General features: G+C 64.6%; 8 protein-coding genes. 3 read left to right on the forward strand and 5 right to left on the reverse strand.

Annotated elements, in window-relative coordinates; all coding sequences use genetic code 11:
* Positions 1-118 precede the first annotated feature (118 nt).
* On the reverse strand, positions 119-1,588 hold the full coding sequence (locus LL253_RS11415; protein WP_228227217.1) for a diguanylate cyclase domain-containing protein: 1,470 nt from the start codon (positions 1,586-1,588) through the stop codon (positions 119-121).
* Positions 1,589-1,808: 220 nt separating this feature from the next.
* Here LL253_RS11415 and katG point away from each other — a divergent pair, with 220 nt between their 5' ends.
* Positions 1,809-4,016, forward strand: coding sequence for a catalase/peroxidase HPI (gene katG / locus LL253_RS11420; RefSeq protein WP_228227218.1), 2,208 nt, complete (start codon positions 1,809-1,811; stop codon positions 4,014-4,016).
* Between the two features lie 45 nt (positions 4,017-4,061).
* On the opposite strand, the gene LL253_RS11425 is transcribed toward katG, so the two are convergent.
* The 4 genes from LL253_RS11425 to LL253_RS11440 all read right to left on the reverse strand — a co-directional run bounded on the left by LL253_RS11425 (position 4,062) and on the right by LL253_RS11440 (position 10,485).
* Complete coding sequence (locus LL253_RS11425) at positions 4,062-6,998, reverse strand: LpqB family beta-propeller domain-containing protein (RefSeq protein ID WP_228227219.1); 2,937 nt, start codon at positions 6,996-6,998, stop codon at positions 4,062-4,064.
* Positions 6,999-7,031: 33 nt separating this feature from the next.
* On the reverse strand, positions 7,032-8,906 hold the full coding sequence (locus tag LL253_RS11430) for a gamma-glutamyltransferase family protein (protein WP_228227220.1): 1,875 nt from the start codon (positions 8,904-8,906) through the stop codon (positions 7,032-7,034).
* 63 nt (positions 8,907-8,969) lie between these two features.
* A complete protein-coding gene (locus tag LL253_RS11435; RefSeq protein WP_228227221.1) occupies positions 8,970-9,926 on the reverse strand; it encodes a FecR family protein in 957 nt (318 codons plus the stop codon).
* Positions 9,862-10,485 (reverse strand): RNA polymerase sigma factor, encoded by a 624-nt coding sequence (locus tag LL253_RS11440; protein WP_050763059.1) that lies wholly within the window; start codon positions 10,483-10,485, stop codon positions 9,862-9,864. The genes LL253_RS11435 and LL253_RS11440 overlap by 65 nt, the downstream gene beginning before the upstream one ends.
* Before the next feature lie 345 nt (positions 10,486-10,830).
* On the opposite strand from LL253_RS11440, the gene LL253_RS11445 reads away from it, so the two are divergent.
* Entirely contained in the window at positions 10,831-14,253 is a 3,423-nt protein-coding gene (locus LL253_RS11445; RefSeq protein WP_228227222.1) for a TonB-dependent receptor, read from the forward strand.
* Positions 14,253-16,085, forward strand: coding sequence for a gamma-glutamyltransferase family protein (locus tag LL253_RS11450; RefSeq protein ID WP_228227223.1), 1,833 nt, complete (start codon positions 14,253-14,255; stop codon positions 16,083-16,085). The genes LL253_RS11445 and LL253_RS11450 overlap by 1 nt, the downstream gene beginning before the upstream one ends.
* The last annotated feature ends 3 nt before the right edge of the window (positions 16,086-16,088 follow it).

Below are 16,088 nucleotides of genomic sequence, written 5' to 3' on the forward strand. Positions count from 1 at the left end.
AGGGCCAAGCGAAAAGCTCGGGGAAATCAGCGTCTTGCTCGCGAAAAATATGAAGCGACGAAGCCCAAAGTGACCGGCCCGACGGTCCCGCAATGTGGTCGACAGTATCGCCCGCTGCCTAGGAAAGCGCGACTCCGTCGCGTATGATCGGCGCGTCGGACCCGAATATCCTGCCTGTGCCGCGCATATGGCGTTTGGCCTGGTAAAGGGCGAGATCGGCGCGCCGCATCAAGTCCAGTTGCGTGACGCCGGGGCCGTCGGCGAGTGTCGCGCCGACTGTGGCGGATACGCGCCGCGTCTGGCCATCCTGCGTGATGGACACCTGAAGCTGATCCAGAACCCGTTGGACATAGGATTCCAGATCTGCACAATCGCGCGGACGGGTGACCAGCAACGCAAATTCGTCGCCGCCCAGTCGCGCCGCAAAAGCGTTGGCCATACAGCCTTCGCGCATGCGCGCCGCCATTGCCCGCAGGATATCATCGCCGGCCGCATGGCCAAAACTGTCATTGACCGCCTTGAAACCGTCCAGATCGATGAGCAGGAGCGCAACAGGCTCCGCCCGTCTCTTCAACCGCGCCAGAGTTTCGCCCAGACGCTTTTCAAAGCTCGCGCGATTGGACAGGCCGCTCAAGCTGTCAGTGCTTGCGCTGTGACGTAATTCCTCCTCGCGCAGGTGCCGTTCGGTGACATCCTGAAACACGCCGACGATAGCGGCGGGCCGGTCATGCCGGAATTCGACTTCGCCAATGCTGCGCACCCGGCGCATCCGCCCATCAGCAGCAATCAGATCGGTTTCGAAGTCGAACCCCTCCCCGGTTCGCATGGCCTTGCGCAGCCTTTTTTCGATCAGCCGCGCCTCCTCCGGAGAATAAAAGGCAAGGGCCTCTTCCAGCGGCGGGGTGGACCCGATCGGCAAGCCATGGATGGCATAGACCTGGTCGGACCATTGAACCACGCCATCATCCAGCGACACACGCCAGGACCCGACGCCAGCCAGTTTTTCCGCCTGACGCAGGAGCCGATGCTGGCCGTCCAATATGTCCGCCCGCTCCTCAGCCAGTTCCGCCAGATAGTGCGCATCCTGCGCCGTGGCATGGGCACGCAGAAGCGATTCCGCGACAGCGGCCAGATCGCGCAAAATGTCCCGTTCCTCATGCGACAGCGCGCGCGGCTGCGTATCGATGACGCAGAGAGAGCCAAGCCCGGGAAGCATATCGGAATGCCCGTCATGATGCGGTCGCAACGGGACCCCGGCATAAAAACGGATATGCGGCTTGCCCACCACGAGCGGGTTGCGCGCGAAGCGCGGGTCGGCGCTGGCGTCCTCTATCACCAGCAGATTGTCCTGATGGATGGTATGCGCGCAAAAGGCCTGATCGCGCGGCGTTTCCCGCACCTGGCCCAGACCCTGCGCCGATTTGAACCATTGCCGATCCTGATCCACCAGCGACACCAAGGCGATCGGGCAGTCGAGCAGCCGCCGCGCCAGCGCGGTCAGCGCGTCAAAATCCCGCTCCGGCGGCGTATCGAGGATGTGGAAGCTCGCCAGCTTGCGCAGGCGGGCGTCCTCCAGCGTCTGGTGCATGCGCCCTTTCCTTCTTGCCTAACAGTTTAGCGCCCAATCCTAAGATTTCCTTACCAGAGCGGGCACATCGCCGCCCTATCGGCTCGAACGGTCGCAGCGGCTGTTCGGTTGCGCTTGTCACTGTCAGCGGTTTTTCCGATTTCCTTTCGCGGGGGCTGGGGGCTTATAGTTCTAACGCCGCGACATCCCCTGAGCGGCCGATTGAGAGAGGAGTCAATCCATGGACGCAAGGACAAGTGGAAGCCCCCTGAGCGATCCGGGCAAGGAGCCGGCCGCGATGCGCAGCCTGCTGGGTCGCACGAACCGCGACTGGTGGCCCAACCAATTGTCGCTCGACATTCTCCATCAACAGGGTCGCACCGGCGATCCGATGGGTGATGATTTCGATTATGCCGCGGAATTCAAGACGCTGGACCTGGCTGCCGTCAAGCGCGACCTGACCGCGCTGATGACCGATAGCCAGCCCTGGTGGCCGGCCGATTATGGCCATTATGGTCCCTTTTTCATCCGTATGGCGTGGCATAGCGCGGGCACCTATCGCACCGGCGACGGACGCGGCGGCGCGTCGTCCGGCACGCAGCGCTTCGCGCCGCTCAACAGCTGGCCCGATAACGCCAATCTGGACAAGGCGCGCCGGCTGCTCTGGCCGATCAAACAGAAATATGGCCGCAAGCTGAGCTGGGCTGACCTCATGATCCTGGCGGGCAATGTCGCCATTGAATCAATGGGCGGGCCGGTGTTCGGCTTTGGCGGCGGACGCGCGGACATATTCGAGCCGGAAAAGGATATTTACTGGGGCACGGAAGAATTTTGGGTCGGCCAGGAAGGCAATCTGACGCGCATCGACGAGGAAGAGGGTCGCGCGCTGGAAAACCCGCTGGCTGCGATCCAGATGGGCCTCATCTACGTCAATCCCGAAGGTCCGGGCGGCAAGCCCGATCCGCTCCAGTCTGCGCGCGACATTCGCGAAACATTCGCCCGCATGGCGATGAACGATGAAGAGACGCTGGCGCTGACGGCGGGCGGCCACACCTTCGGCAAATGCCATGGCGCGGGCGACGCATCCCTGGTCGGCGCGGAGCCCGAAGGCGCGGACATCGCGCAGCAGGGCCTTGGCTGGCAGAGCGGCCATGAAACCGGCATCGGCGATCATACCATCACCAGCGGCCTAGAGGGCGCCTGGACGCCGACGCCGATCCAGTGGTCGATGAACTATTTCCGCATGCTGCTGGACTATGATTATGAGCTGGTGAAAAGCCCGGCCGGCGCGCAGCAATGGCAACCGATCAACCAAAAGCCCGAGGATATGGCGCCCGGCGCGCACAGCCCGGACAAGCGGTTGCCCACGATGATGACGACCGCCGACATGGCGTTCAAGATGGACCCCGAATATCGCAAGATCGCCGAGCGCTTTTACGCCAATCCCGACCAGTTCGCCGACGCCTTCGCCAGGGCCTGGTTCAAGCTGACCCATCGCGACATGGGGCCCAAGGTCCGCTATCTCGGCCCCGATGTGCCGGAGGAGGATCTGATCTGGCAGGACCCGGTTCCGGCGGGGCCAGTGCTGAGCGATGCCGACGTCGCAACGCTGAAGGACAAGATCGCCGATAGCGGCCTCAGCATCAGCCAGCTGGTCAAGACCGCCTGGGGGTCGGCCGCGACCTATCGCGATTCCGACAAGCGCGGCGGCGCCAATGGCGCGCGCATCCGCCTGTCCCCGCAAAAGGACTGGGACGCCAATGAGCCCGACGAACTGGCCAAGGTGCTGGCTGTCTATGAGGGCATCCAGCGCGATTTTGGCGGGCGCGTCAGCATCGCCGACCTGATCGTGCTGGGCGGCAATGTCGGGGTCGAACAGGCGGCAAAAGCCGCGGGGCACGACCTGCATCTGCCCTTCGCTTCAGGCCGGGGCGATGCGACGGACGAACAGACCGACGCCCACAGTTTCGAACCGCTGGAGCCCAAGGCGGACGGATTCCGCAACTATCTGCAGGTGCGCTTCAACGTACCGACAGAAGAGCTGATGGTCGATCGCGCGCAGCTGCTGGGCCTCAGCGCGCCGGAAATGACCGTGCTGGTCGGCGGTTTGCGCGTCCTGGGCGCCAATCATGGCGGCACGTCGCACGGCGTTCTGACCGACCGGCCCGGGCAGCTGACCAACGACTTCTTCGTCAATCTGCTCGACATGGGCACGGCGTGGAAGGAAGTAGACGATCGCGGCGACGAGGTGTTCGTCGGCACCGACCGGGCGAGCGACGAGGAACGGTGGACCGCCACGCGCACCGATCTGGTGTTCGGCTCCAACTCGCAGCTGCGCGCGCTGTCCGAAGTCTATGCCGCGTCCGACGCTGGCGACAAGTTCGTTGCCGATTTCGCCCGCGCCTGGACGAAGGTGATGAACGCCGACCGGTTCGACCTCAAGGCATGACGATCAGCCGCCGGGGTGCGCAGCGCATCCCGGCGGCTCATCCCCTTATTGCACGGCGGCGATCAGGTCTGAAACCTGATGAACGACGCCATTGGCGACCACGGTCTTCACCTTGAACGTGTTGGCGATGTCGGCGCGCGGGTCCCCTTCGATCAGCGCGATGTCGGCCAGTTTGCCCGGCTCGAGCGTCCCGGCGTCGAGATTAAGCGCGCGCGCGGAATTGACCGTTGCGGTCTGCAACGCCTGAAACGGGGTCAGGCCGCCATCGACATAGGACGCGATTTCCGCATGAAGGTTGGTCGCGATCATCGTATCGGTGCCGGCCACGACCTGCGTGCCCGCGTCATACATCTTCTTCATGGAGGCAAGGCCCCCCTTGAGCAGCGGGCCGACGATGCGGGCGATCGCATCATCATCCTGGGTGACGCTCTCCTGCGCCCAGCTGGGATAGAGCTTGACGCGCGGATCACTGCGATAGTCGGGATGCCGTTGCAGATAGCCGGTCAGCGCGCCGAAATTGGTCGGCGTCAGCGTCCGCCGGCTTTGTCCGAACAGCTGGATCACGTCCTCATAGGCCATGCCGCCCGGCCCCTGTTTGGGCGAATAACCGCGCCGGCTGGTCGCACCCATATGTTCGGTGCCATCCACGCCAGAATAGGCGGCGGGGAAGATTTCATGGCCTGACACCGGAATGCCCATGGCGTGCGCCGCCTCCACGATGCGCCGCTGATAGAGGTCGGGCATGCGCACATAGCTTTTCTGAATATCATATCTGAGCGCGCGGGCGCGGCCCAGTTCGCGCTCCAGATGGGCGGGGCTGGAGACGGCAATGCCCATCTTGTAATAGACACGCTGCCATTCAAGCAGCGGGCCGCCAGTATAGAGGCGCGGGCTGATCCGCACCCCTGCCTCCGCCGCCTCGCGATCCTCGACCGCATCATAGACCTGAGTGCCTGGATCGCGCACGGTGGTGATGCCATAGGCCAGCCACGCCTTTTCCAGGTTCGAACCGAAATCCTTCTGGATATGGGAATGATATTCGATGAGGCCGGGAATGGCCGTCAGGGTGCTGGCGTCGACATAGCGGGCGGTGGCGTCGCTCCTGGCCGGATCATGATCGCGAATGGCGGTGATCCGGTTGCCGTCGATGACGATGTCCTTGTTCGTCTGCGTCGCGTCGGTGACGGAATCGACCAGTGCGCCGACGTGAATGATGGTGCGCCCGGTCGGCTTGGCAAGGCGGTAAGTGAGGTTGATCGGCACGTCGGTGACGACGCCGGTTTCCAGATTGACGGTCTTGAGCGCGTCGTTCGACTGGACCAGAATGGTTTTGCCATCCCCGCTCCAGTTCGGGAAGAAGGCGATGTCCGACGTATAGCTGCGCGCCGGGCCCAGCGGCTTGGCGTCGGCCGCCACCGGCCAGACCTTGAGCAGGCCTTCGTAAATCCCCGCCATGCGGGTGCCATCAGGCGACCAGGCCGGGCCGCTGCCGCTGCGCGTGTCGAGCGACATATTCTCTTGGGGAATCTGCCAGAAAGGCTTTGTCGTGCCGTCGACCGGGATGACATAGACCTGATTGGTGCCTTCGCGGAAGCTGTTGGAATATTTGTAGGACAGGCTGATGACGACATATTTGCCGTCCGCCGACCAGCTGGGGCTGCCAGGCTGACCGAGCGACGTCTGAAGCCGTGTCACCTTGCCGCTCGCGACATCCACGACGCAGACGCCCGCCACGCCCCAGCGGCCATCGACGTCGATGAAGGCGATCTGCTTTCCGTCCGGCGACCATGCCGCGCCCAGCGGCTGGGTGTCCATGTTCGTCAGTTGCCGGTCCTTGCCGGTCTTCAAATCCTTGATGAACAGCTGCGGCAGGCCGCCGACCCGGTCGGAGGAAAAGACGATGCTCCTGCCATCGGGCGACCAGTCGGCGTCGGCGTCAAGCGCGGCGTCCTTGGTCAGATTTTCAGGCGTGCCGCCCTTGGATGAGACAACATAGAGATCGCCAAGCGCGACAAAGGCGATGCGGCTGCCATCGGGCGACAGGCGCGGATGGGTGATGCCCAGCGCCTTGCGCGGCGCGGTCGAATCCCAATCGCGTTTGGCGCGCGTGTAGCTGGGCCGCACGACTTCGAGCGTCGCTGCGAAATCGACAGTGGACTTACGCGGGCCGCCCTGCCGAACCTTGCCGTCCGAGACATAATGATAACCACCGCGCGTCCCCCAGGAGACACGGAAGGGGAAGACATTTTCGGCGCCGCTAACCTGCTTGTCGTCGATGAACAAATGGCTGCCGCTTGCATCCTGCACGACATAGGCAAGCGCGCCGCCGGGACCAAAGGAGGGGGCATCCGCCTTGCCGTCCACCTTTTTGAGCAGGCTTTCCTGCCCGGTGGCGAGATCGGTGACGTAGAGCGCGCCGCCCATCATGCCCTCCGCTCCGGCATAGGCCACACGCCGGCCATCCGGCGACCAGGTCGGCATCCGGTCTTCGCGCGGATTGCTGCTGATCTGCTTCATCGCGCCGGTCGCCACGTCCATCGTCCAGATGTCGTAATTGCCGCTGCGGTCGGAGGAGAAGGCGATGGTCTTGCCGTCGGGTGAATAGACCGGCTCGCGATCGTCATAGGCGCCCTGCGTCAATCTGCGCATGTCGCTGCCATCGGGCTTGATGGTCCAGAGGTCGTAGCCGCCGTCGCGATAGGCGAAATAGAGAAGATGCGATCCGTCGGGCGCCCAGACGGGCTGGCGCGCGTCGTTGAAATAGTCGGTGATGCGCCGCGCCTTGCCGCCGGCGGCAGGAATGATCCAGAGGCTGCCTTGCAGGTCGACCGCCAGCCATTTGCCATCGGGGGAGGCCGATACTGCCATCGACGTGCCTTCATGCACGTCGAAAGCGATCGGCTTTTCGCCGCCGGGAGGCGGGAAGTTGGCAGGCTGGGCCAACACCGGCGCAGCCGTGCCGAGCCATGCGATGAGGGCCATGGCCCTGAGCGACGATGTCATCCTGTATCCCCCTTACCAACCAAAGACATAGCGTTCGCGCCGCACATCCGCCGCCCCGCGCAGGGTGCCGGTTTCCGGCACGACGCCCGCCGCGACGATGCCGGTCGACACGCCAAACGGCCCGAGCACGTCCAGCTTGTGCCCACGCGCGGCCAGCCCGTCGCGCACCGCCTGGGGCACCCGATCCTCAATCTCCAGCACCCCCGGTTCATCCTTCTTGATCGCGAAGGAGCCGTGGAAATGGCTGGAATTGATGCGGGGCGCCTCGATCGCGGCCTGAAGCGGCTGACCAAAGGCGAGCACGCGCAGCAGCACGTTCATGATCTGCTGGTCCTGATTGTCGCCGCCCGGCGTGCCGATGGAGAGATAGGGCGCGCCATCCTTCATCACCATCGAAGGCGACAATGTGGTGCGTGGCCTTTTGCCCGGCGCCAGGACATTGGGGCTTTCGGGATCCAGGTCGAACACGGTCATGCGGTTGCTCATCGGCACGCCCGTGTCGCCAGCGATATAGGCGCCGCCCAGCATCCAGCCGGAACTGGGCGTGCAGCTGAACAGATTGCCGTGCCGGTCGACCACTTCGATCGCCGTCGTGTCGGCGGTGGGGATCGGCGGCTTTTTCAGCATATGCGGCGTGAAGGCGGGCGTCGGTCGCTTGCCGCCCTCCATCGCCCATGGGTCGCCATAGCGATGCTCCAGCGACGCCCTGGGTCCGATCAGCTTCGCGCGCTCGGCGGCATAGGCCTTGGACAGCAACGCCTTGGCCGGCACCTTGGCAAAGTCGGGATCGCCGAAATAGGCATTGCGGTCGTCAAAGGCGAGCTTGATCGATTCCGCCAGCGTGTGAAGATAGGCCTCGCTGCCCGGTTCCATAGCGCCGATGCCGGCTGCTTCCGCGATGTTCAGCGCAATCAGCAGCGCCGGCCCCTGGCTCCAGAAGCCGCCCTTGCAGATGGTGTAGCCGAACACGTCCGTCGTGACCGGTGCTTCCAGCTTGCCCCGATAATCGGCCAGGTCGCCATAGCGCATCAGGCCGCCATCCGCTTCCATCGCCGCGCCAATGCGTCGGGCGATGTCGCCTTTATAGAAAGCGTCGCGCCCGGCTTGGATCGCGGCCTTGCGATCCTTGGTCCGGGCAAGGGCCGTCTTGTCCGCCGCGGCGATGACGCGCATCGTGCGCGCCAAGTTGGGCTGGCGGAATATCTCGCCGACCCTGGGCAGCGTCCCACCGGGATAATAAGTGTCATAGGCGGTCTTGTATTTCGCGGTCGCCTTCTGCTGGCTGACGAAAACCTCGGCCAGGAAGTTATACATGACGAAGCCATCGGCCAGTTCGATCGCGGGCTGCATCACCTGATCGAGCGTCATGGTGCCATTGAGTTGCAGCGCGCGCGCCATGGCGTCCACCATGGCAGGAATGGTGCCGCCCATCGGGCCATTGCCCGGGATCATGCCAAGCTGCGCGAATTTGTCGGGCGTGGCGAGCGCCGGGGCTGTCCCCTGCCCATTGATGACGGTCACGTCCTTCGTGCCGCTATCATAGATGATCGTCGGCGCTTCACCGCCAAAGCCGAAATGCGATATTTCGGTCACGGCCGCGGCAAAGACGGCCGCGACCCCCGCATCGGTGGCATTGCCCCCCGCCATCAGGATGCGCGTGCCTGCGGCCACCGCATAATGACGACCGGCAGCAACGATGCCGAAATTGCCGACGATTTCGGGCCGCAGTGTCTCGCCCGCGCTCTTGAGCCGCGTGGGTTCGGGCGGCGGCGGCGGTGTCTGGGCGGTCGCCTGCGGCAGGCCTGCGACCATGGCCGCGCCGCCGCCGACCGCCCATGCGCCGAGCGCGCGACGGCTCAATCCCGCTGGCGGGTCCTGTGTCTTCATGTCTGCTTCTCCCCTGTTCCCCGTGGCATTGCAGGAGGAACGCATTGCGGTTGCCCGTACCGATCAGGTCGGACTCAAGATGATGCGGCCGGCCTCGATGCGCGTTACGACGCCCAGACTTTCCGCCACCGCCTGCGCGAAACCGCGCGGATCATTGGCGATGAACAGGCCGGTGATGGTTTCCTGCGCCAGCACCGGATCGGCAATGACGATATGTTCGTCATTATAACGGGCAAACTGCGCGGCGGCGCTGGCCAGCGTGGTGTCGCGAAAGGCGATCTTGCCTTCGCGCCAGTAAAGCTCCTGCTCAATCGTGTCAGACGCGATCGCAGCGGTCTCGATCGGCGTGGCGGCGCGCGGATCGACCACCGCACGCATCCCCTGGGACACGCGGACAGGCGCTGCCCTGGCCTCGCTTACTTCCACCACGCCTTCGCTGACGATGACGTCGACCGGGCGGCGCGCTTCGTGCCGGACAGTGAAGGCCGTACCCACCGCGCGGACCCGCGCGTCCCCGGCGATGACGACGAAGGGACGGGATGCATCCTTGGCGACAGCGAACAGCGCCTCGCCACCCCGCAGGATGATCGTGCGCTGCCGATCGGTGAATTGCACGTTCATTTCGCTGGCGGTGTTGAGGTTGACGATGCTGCCATCCGACAGGGCGATGCGCAGCATTTCGCCCTTGCCGGTCGCATAATGATCGCCGTCGCTCCACAGGCCCAGGGCAACCGCCCCGACCGCTGACGCCGCCAGCGCCATGCCAGCGCCGCGCAGCAGGAACCGACGGGTGAGCCATGGGATACGGGCGGCGGGATGGGTGCTACCGGACGCCTGCGCAAGCTCCACCCGCGCCAACGCCGCCCGTGCCATCGCCCAGGCGCCCAGCCTGCGGCTATCGCCGGAAAGCCAGGCATCCAGATCCGCCTGTTCCGCCGGGGTCAGCGCGCGCGCGTCAAGACGGGCCGCCCATATGGCCGCCTGTTGCTCGATCTGCGCGCTGCTTTCCCTTGCTGTCATAATGCTCCGTATCCGGGATTTGGTCGTAAGACGCGGGCTGACCGGATTTTCCGCCACGTCCGAAAATATTTATCAAATGGCGGATGCCGCGCCCGACATGCTTTTCCACGGTGCTTTCCGACAAACCCAGCAGTTGCGCGGTTTCCCGCTGGGACAATCCCTGCACCTTGCGCAGCATGAAGGCTTCGCGGCATCGCGCAGGCAACAGGTCGATCGCGTCGGCAACCAGGCGAAATTCCTCGCGCTGTTCTGCCTGAATATCGGGCGGCAGGTCATCGGCGGCGAAGTTCAGCCGCTCTACTTCGCTCAGCGTTTCCATGGATACGACCGGCGCTCGACGCAATTCGCTGGCCACCACCGACAGCGCGGCGCGAAAGAAATAGGCGCGCGGATTTTCGATATGGTCGACCGCTGCCAGACTGGCGAGCTTGGCGTAGGTTTCCTGAATGACGTCGTCAATCTGCAAACCATGCTGGATCCGCCCCGAAAGCCAGCGCCGTAGCGCCGGTTCGTGCGGACAGATATGGCGTGCAAGCCAGAAAGCCCTGCTGTCCTGAATCGGTCGGCCCCTTCCCCAAGACGATCATGGCTGTTCAACGAAGTGTCCGGGCAAATCCGCCGTATCGGGTGAAAAACAGGGCGCATGTAAAAAATGTGACGGTGGCCATGGCGGATAATGCGCGCGCCGCTGTCTTTCCCAATGTGACCAGCGGCCATGCAGCCGGGCGCAGGGAGGGGATGCCGAGGCTTTCCACAAGGAAGGCGAGAAGGGCGCCAGCCGGCAGTGATACCGGCATCGAAGCAGTGGGATTTCTTGTCGATCAGCCAGTCCGGTGCGCGGCAGTAGCCGTGCGCCCGGGGGAAGGCGCGCGCCCATGGCGCGTCATGAGGGGGAAGCAAAGACATGACCAGATTGAAATGGACGGCCATGATCCTGGGCGGGGCGAGCGCGCTGGCGCTCGGCGCCGGCACGGCTATGGCGCAGCAACGCAATTTCGATTTGCCCGAAGGCCGCGCGGCCGACGTGCTGCCATCCTTTGCCCTGCAAAGCGGATTGCAGATCATCGCGCCGTCAAAGAAACTGCGCGACACGCGGACGCCGCGCCTGCAAGGCGCCTATGACGCACGTCAGGCGCTCAAGCGCATCATTCGCGGGACCGATCTGGTCATCGCGTCCGACCGCAATGACGTGGTGACGCTGCGCGACAGGAATTTGTCGGCGCTGCGCGGTGACAATGCGGCACAACGCCCCATTGCTTTTGCGCAAATGCAGGTGGCAGGCACGATGTCGGACGCCGCGCCCGCGCCGCTGCCCGCCGAACCACAGGGCAATGACGGGGCGGAGATCGTCGTCGTCGGCACGCAGATCAGGGGCGCGAAGACCACCGGCGCGCTGCCGGTCAGCGTCGTCGGCCAGGAACAAGTCGATGCCGTCGCCGCCGTGTCTGGCGGCGATCTTTTCCGCTCCATCCCGCAGCTGGGCGGCGTCACCTTCAACGAACAGGTGCTGGGCGGCGGTTCGGGCAATGCGGCGCGCGGCGACGTGTCGACCGTATCATTGCGGGGCCTGGGCCAGGGCAACACGCTGCTGCTGATCAATGGCCGCCGCACGGTGCTGCACCCCACGTCGCAGGCCATCACTGGCGTGGTCGATTCCGGCGTGCCGACCTTTGGCTTCAACGCCAACACCATCCCGGTGGGTGCGATCGAGCGGGTCGAAGTGCTGCGCGACGGCGCGGCGGCGCTTTATGGGTCCGACGCGGTCGCGGGCGTCGTCAACAATGTGCTGAAATCCAATTTCACCGGCGCCACGTTCGACGCGCAATATGGCGCGGCCGAAGGCACCAACCTGCGCGAATTCACGGTCAACGGACTGGTCGGGTTCAATTTTGGCGGCGGACGCGGCAACATCTCGCTCTTTGGCGGCTATGCCCAGAAATCGAAACTTTACTTAAGCGATCAGGACTATACCGCCAATCTGGACCGGCGACCCTATGTTGTTGGCACGGCGTTCGAAGGCAATGCCGCCTTCAACGGCACATCGACCAGTACGCCCTGGGGCACGTTCCAGGCGACCGGATCGGGCATCATCACCAGCAATGGCGTCGCACTGACCAACGCGTCGCAGCAGTTTCACATCCAGCCGGCGACCAATCCGGGGTGCCAGGTTGCGGCCACGACGCCGGGCATGTGCTGGGACGATGCCAGCGGCACGACGCAGATGGCGACGGTGGATTCCAACCTGCGCTACGACGCCAATCAGACATTCCCGGACCTGACCACCCAGCCGTCCGTCAAACGCATCAACCTGTTCAGCTTCATCAATTACGAACTGACCGACAATCTCGATTTCTTCGGCGAACTGGGTTTCTACCGGGGCAAGACCGACGCCATCATCGGCAGCGGCGGGTCGCTGGGCAATATCCCGATCACGGTGGCCGCCGACGCCTATTGGAACCCGCTTGGCCCGACCTTGCTGGCCGACGGATCGGCCAATCCCAACCGCTTGCCCGGCCTGGTCGGCGTGCCCGACGAAGGACTGCCGGTCACGATCCGCAGCCTCAACTATGTCGACGCGGGCCAGAAGCGCGTGAACGTCACCAATTACCAATATCGGTTCCTGGGCGGCCTGCGCGGCAGTTTTGGCGACTGGAACTGGGAAACGGCCGGCCTTTACACCTGGGCGACCGTCAAGGACGTGATGGACGGCACGTCCAGCACATTGTTGCAGGCCGCGATCAACAAGACCACGCCCGACGCCTATAATCCCTTCAACGGCGGGTGTGTCGATACGCCGGCAGTGGGCGATTGCACCCCCAATGACGAAGCGGTCGTAGACAGTTTCCGCATCCAGTCGACCCGGCGCAACAAGACCTCGCTGGCGCTATGGGATCTCAAGATATCCAACGCCAACCTGCTCGACCTGTGGGGCGGCAACAGCATCGGCATCGCCAGCGGCGTCGAATTCCGGCGCGAAACCTACAGGGACAACCGCGATCCACGCCAGGGCGGCGTCGCCGGCGTCGACATCACCTATACTGATGCTGTGACCGGCATTTTCTACGGATCGGACCTGATGGGGGCCAGCCCCAGTCCCGATGTGTCGGGCAGCCGCAAGGTCTGGTCCGCCTATGCCGAACTGGCGCTCCCGCTGGTCAGCCCGGAGATGGAAATTCCGATGATCCGCTCCTTCGACATTCAGGTCGCGGGCCGGTACGAACGCTACAGCGATGTCGGCGACGTCGCTAAGCCCAAGGTCGCTGCAAGCTGGGACCTGCTCCAGGGCTTCCGTCTGCGCGGGTCATGGTCGCAGGGCTTTCGCGCCCCCAATCTGGAAGTGCTCAATACCGCGACGCTCGACCGGGTGAATGGCGGCATCGAATATATCTTGTGCGAAGCGGACCTGCGCGCCGGCCGCATCGGCAGCTTTTCCCAATGCGCGCGCAACGTATCGGTGTTGCGGCGGTCAGGCGGTAATCCGGACCTGAAGCCCGAGGAATCGACCAGCTGGAATTTCGGCGCCGTGCTTCAGCCGCCTCTGCCTGACGGGCTGGGCCAGGTGACCTTCACCGTCGACCGGTGGCGGATCAAGCAGAAAGGGGTCGTGGGCCTGCTCGATTACCAGAATGCGCTGAACCTCGACTATCTGCTACGCGTGCAGGGCAGCAGCAATCCGGCGGTCGTCCGGCGCGATCCCACGGCGGACGATATCGCGCTGGTCGCTGGCACGGGCCTCGCGCCCGTGGGCGAGCTGCTCTATGTCACCGCGCCATTCCAGAACCTGTTGCCGATCCAGGTGGATGGCATCGACTTCAACCTGGACTATCGGGTCAACACGGGTTCGTTTGGCAATTTCAGCCTGAACGTCAATGCCGCGCGACTGATCAAATATCAGGTCGATGCCCCGGCCGCCGTCCAGGCCGTCATCGACGGACAGGCGGACGGAACGATCAACGCCGCCGTGCCGGTGTCGGGCGGGGGCGACGTGGTGAAGCGCGACGGCCAGCCGCGCTGGCGCATATCGGGCAATCTGACCTGGGACTATGGCCCGGTGCGGATCGGCACCTTTACCCAGTTCATTTCGGACGTCTATCAAAATGGCGTGTTCGACGCGGCTGGGAATAATTTCGTGGTCAAGGGCCAGACCACGGTCAATCTCTACGCCACCTACAGGTTCGACCAGGGCATGATGAAGGGCACGGCGATCACCATCGGCGCGCGCAACATCTTCGACAAGAACCCGCCGCTGGCATCGACCGGCTACCTGTCCAGCCTCTACCAGCCGCAGGCGCGTTACTGGTATACGAGCATCAAGAAGAGCTTCTGATGCAGGACAAGGGCCTTGCCCGCCGCGAGTTGATCGCGGCGGGCCTCGCCAGCGCGGCGGTCGGCCTGCCCATGGCCACGCTGGCGCAATCAGGCATGCGCGCGCCCGATGCCCCGCGCAGCGCGCCGGCCACGGTCCGCGCCCACCGCGTCGAAGTGCCCATGCCCCATGGCGGCGTCGCCGCCGGGCATCCCCTGGCCGCGATGGCGGGAACACGGATGTTGTTGCAGGGCGGCAGCGCGGCCGATGCGGCGGTCGCGGCAATGGCGGTGATGAATGTCGTCGAACCCTGGGCGTCGAGCGCGGCGGGCAATGGCTTTGCCACCTGCCTCGACCGCAAGGCGGGACAGGTCCATTCGCTCGCCTTCACCGGCGGCGCGCCTGCCCTGTTCGATCCGGCCATCGATCCGGCGGAACTGGACAGCGGCCACAAGGCACTGACGGTGCCCGGCGCGTTTGGCGGCTGGATCGCGCTGGCGCGCCGGTTCGGGCGATTGCCGCTAAAGACTTTGCTGGAGCCGGCAATCGGCTATGCCCGCGATGGCCATCCGCTCGATGCGTCGATCGCGATGTTCATCGGCCGGCAGCAGGCGGTGCTCGCCCGCTATCCGACCAGCGCCGCGATCTTCCTGCCCGATGGCAAACCCCCTGCCCCGCGCGCCCTGTTCAAGAACCTGCCTCTCGCGCGCACGTTACAAAGCCTGGCCGACGCGGAGACGCACGCGCTGCAAGGCGGCGCGGATCGCGACACGGCGCTGCAAGCCGCCTATGACCATTTCTATACCGGGCCGGTGGCACAGGACATGACCCGCTTTTCAGCGGCCAATGGCGGCTGGCTGCGCATGGCGGACATGGCGGCCTACAAGCCGATCTGGGAAGCGCCGGTATCGACCCGCTATCGCGGGCTGGACGTCTATTGCAGCCCGCTTACATCGCGCACGGGCCTAGAATTGTGCGAACAACTCAATATCGTCGAAGGATGGGATCTTGCGGCGCTCGATGCGACTGATCCGCTGCTGACGCACTGGCTGATCGAGGCGATCAAGGTGACCAAGGCGGACGTCTACCGTCCTGCCGGCGATCCGCGCTTCGTCACGGTGCCGGTCGATCGCCTGCTATCCAAGGACTTCGCCGCCCAGCGTCGCGCGATTATCGACCGCGCCCGCGCCATTGCCTTTCCCCAGGGCGCGGACATCGCGCAGCTGGGCGTTCCACCCCTGTTGGCGATGGCGGACACGCGGTCGCGGGGCGGGGATACGACCAGCCTGTCGGTGGTGGATGCCGATGGCAATGCGATCGCGGTCACGACGACGGTCGGTGGCGGCTTTGGCACATCCGTCGTGATGGGCGACACGGGCCTGCTGTGCAACAACGGCCTGCGCATCGGATCGACCGCGCCCTATGACGGCCATCCCAATCGCGCTGGGCCTGGCAAGCGGGCGTTGCTGGGCAATGGTCCTGTCATCGTGCTGGACAAGGGGCGGCTCAAACTGGTGTGCGGCACGCCCGGCGGCGAGACGATCGGTCAGACGCAATTCCAGTTTCTGGTGAATGTCATCGACCGGGCCATGCCGATCCAGCAGGCGATCGAAGCGCCGCGCTTCGCGCTGCATGCCGAACCCAGCTTTTACAAAGCGGGAGCAGCGATCAGCGTGCAGATGGAAAGCCGCTTCGACCCGGCCATCACGCAGGCGCTGGCCGCTATGGGACACAGGCTGGACATGGTCAGCCCTTACGCCATTGGCAGCATCCAGGGCGTGCTGGTCGATGCGTCCGGCGCGCGCATGGGCGGCAGCGATCCCCGCCGCATGGGCTATTCAGTGGGATATTGATCC

It is taken from the genome of Sphingobium soli, assembly GCF_020782245.1.
In the GTDB taxonomy this organism is placed as follows: domain Bacteria; phylum Pseudomonadota; class Alphaproteobacteria; order Sphingomonadales; family Sphingomonadaceae; genus Sphingobium; species Sphingobium soli.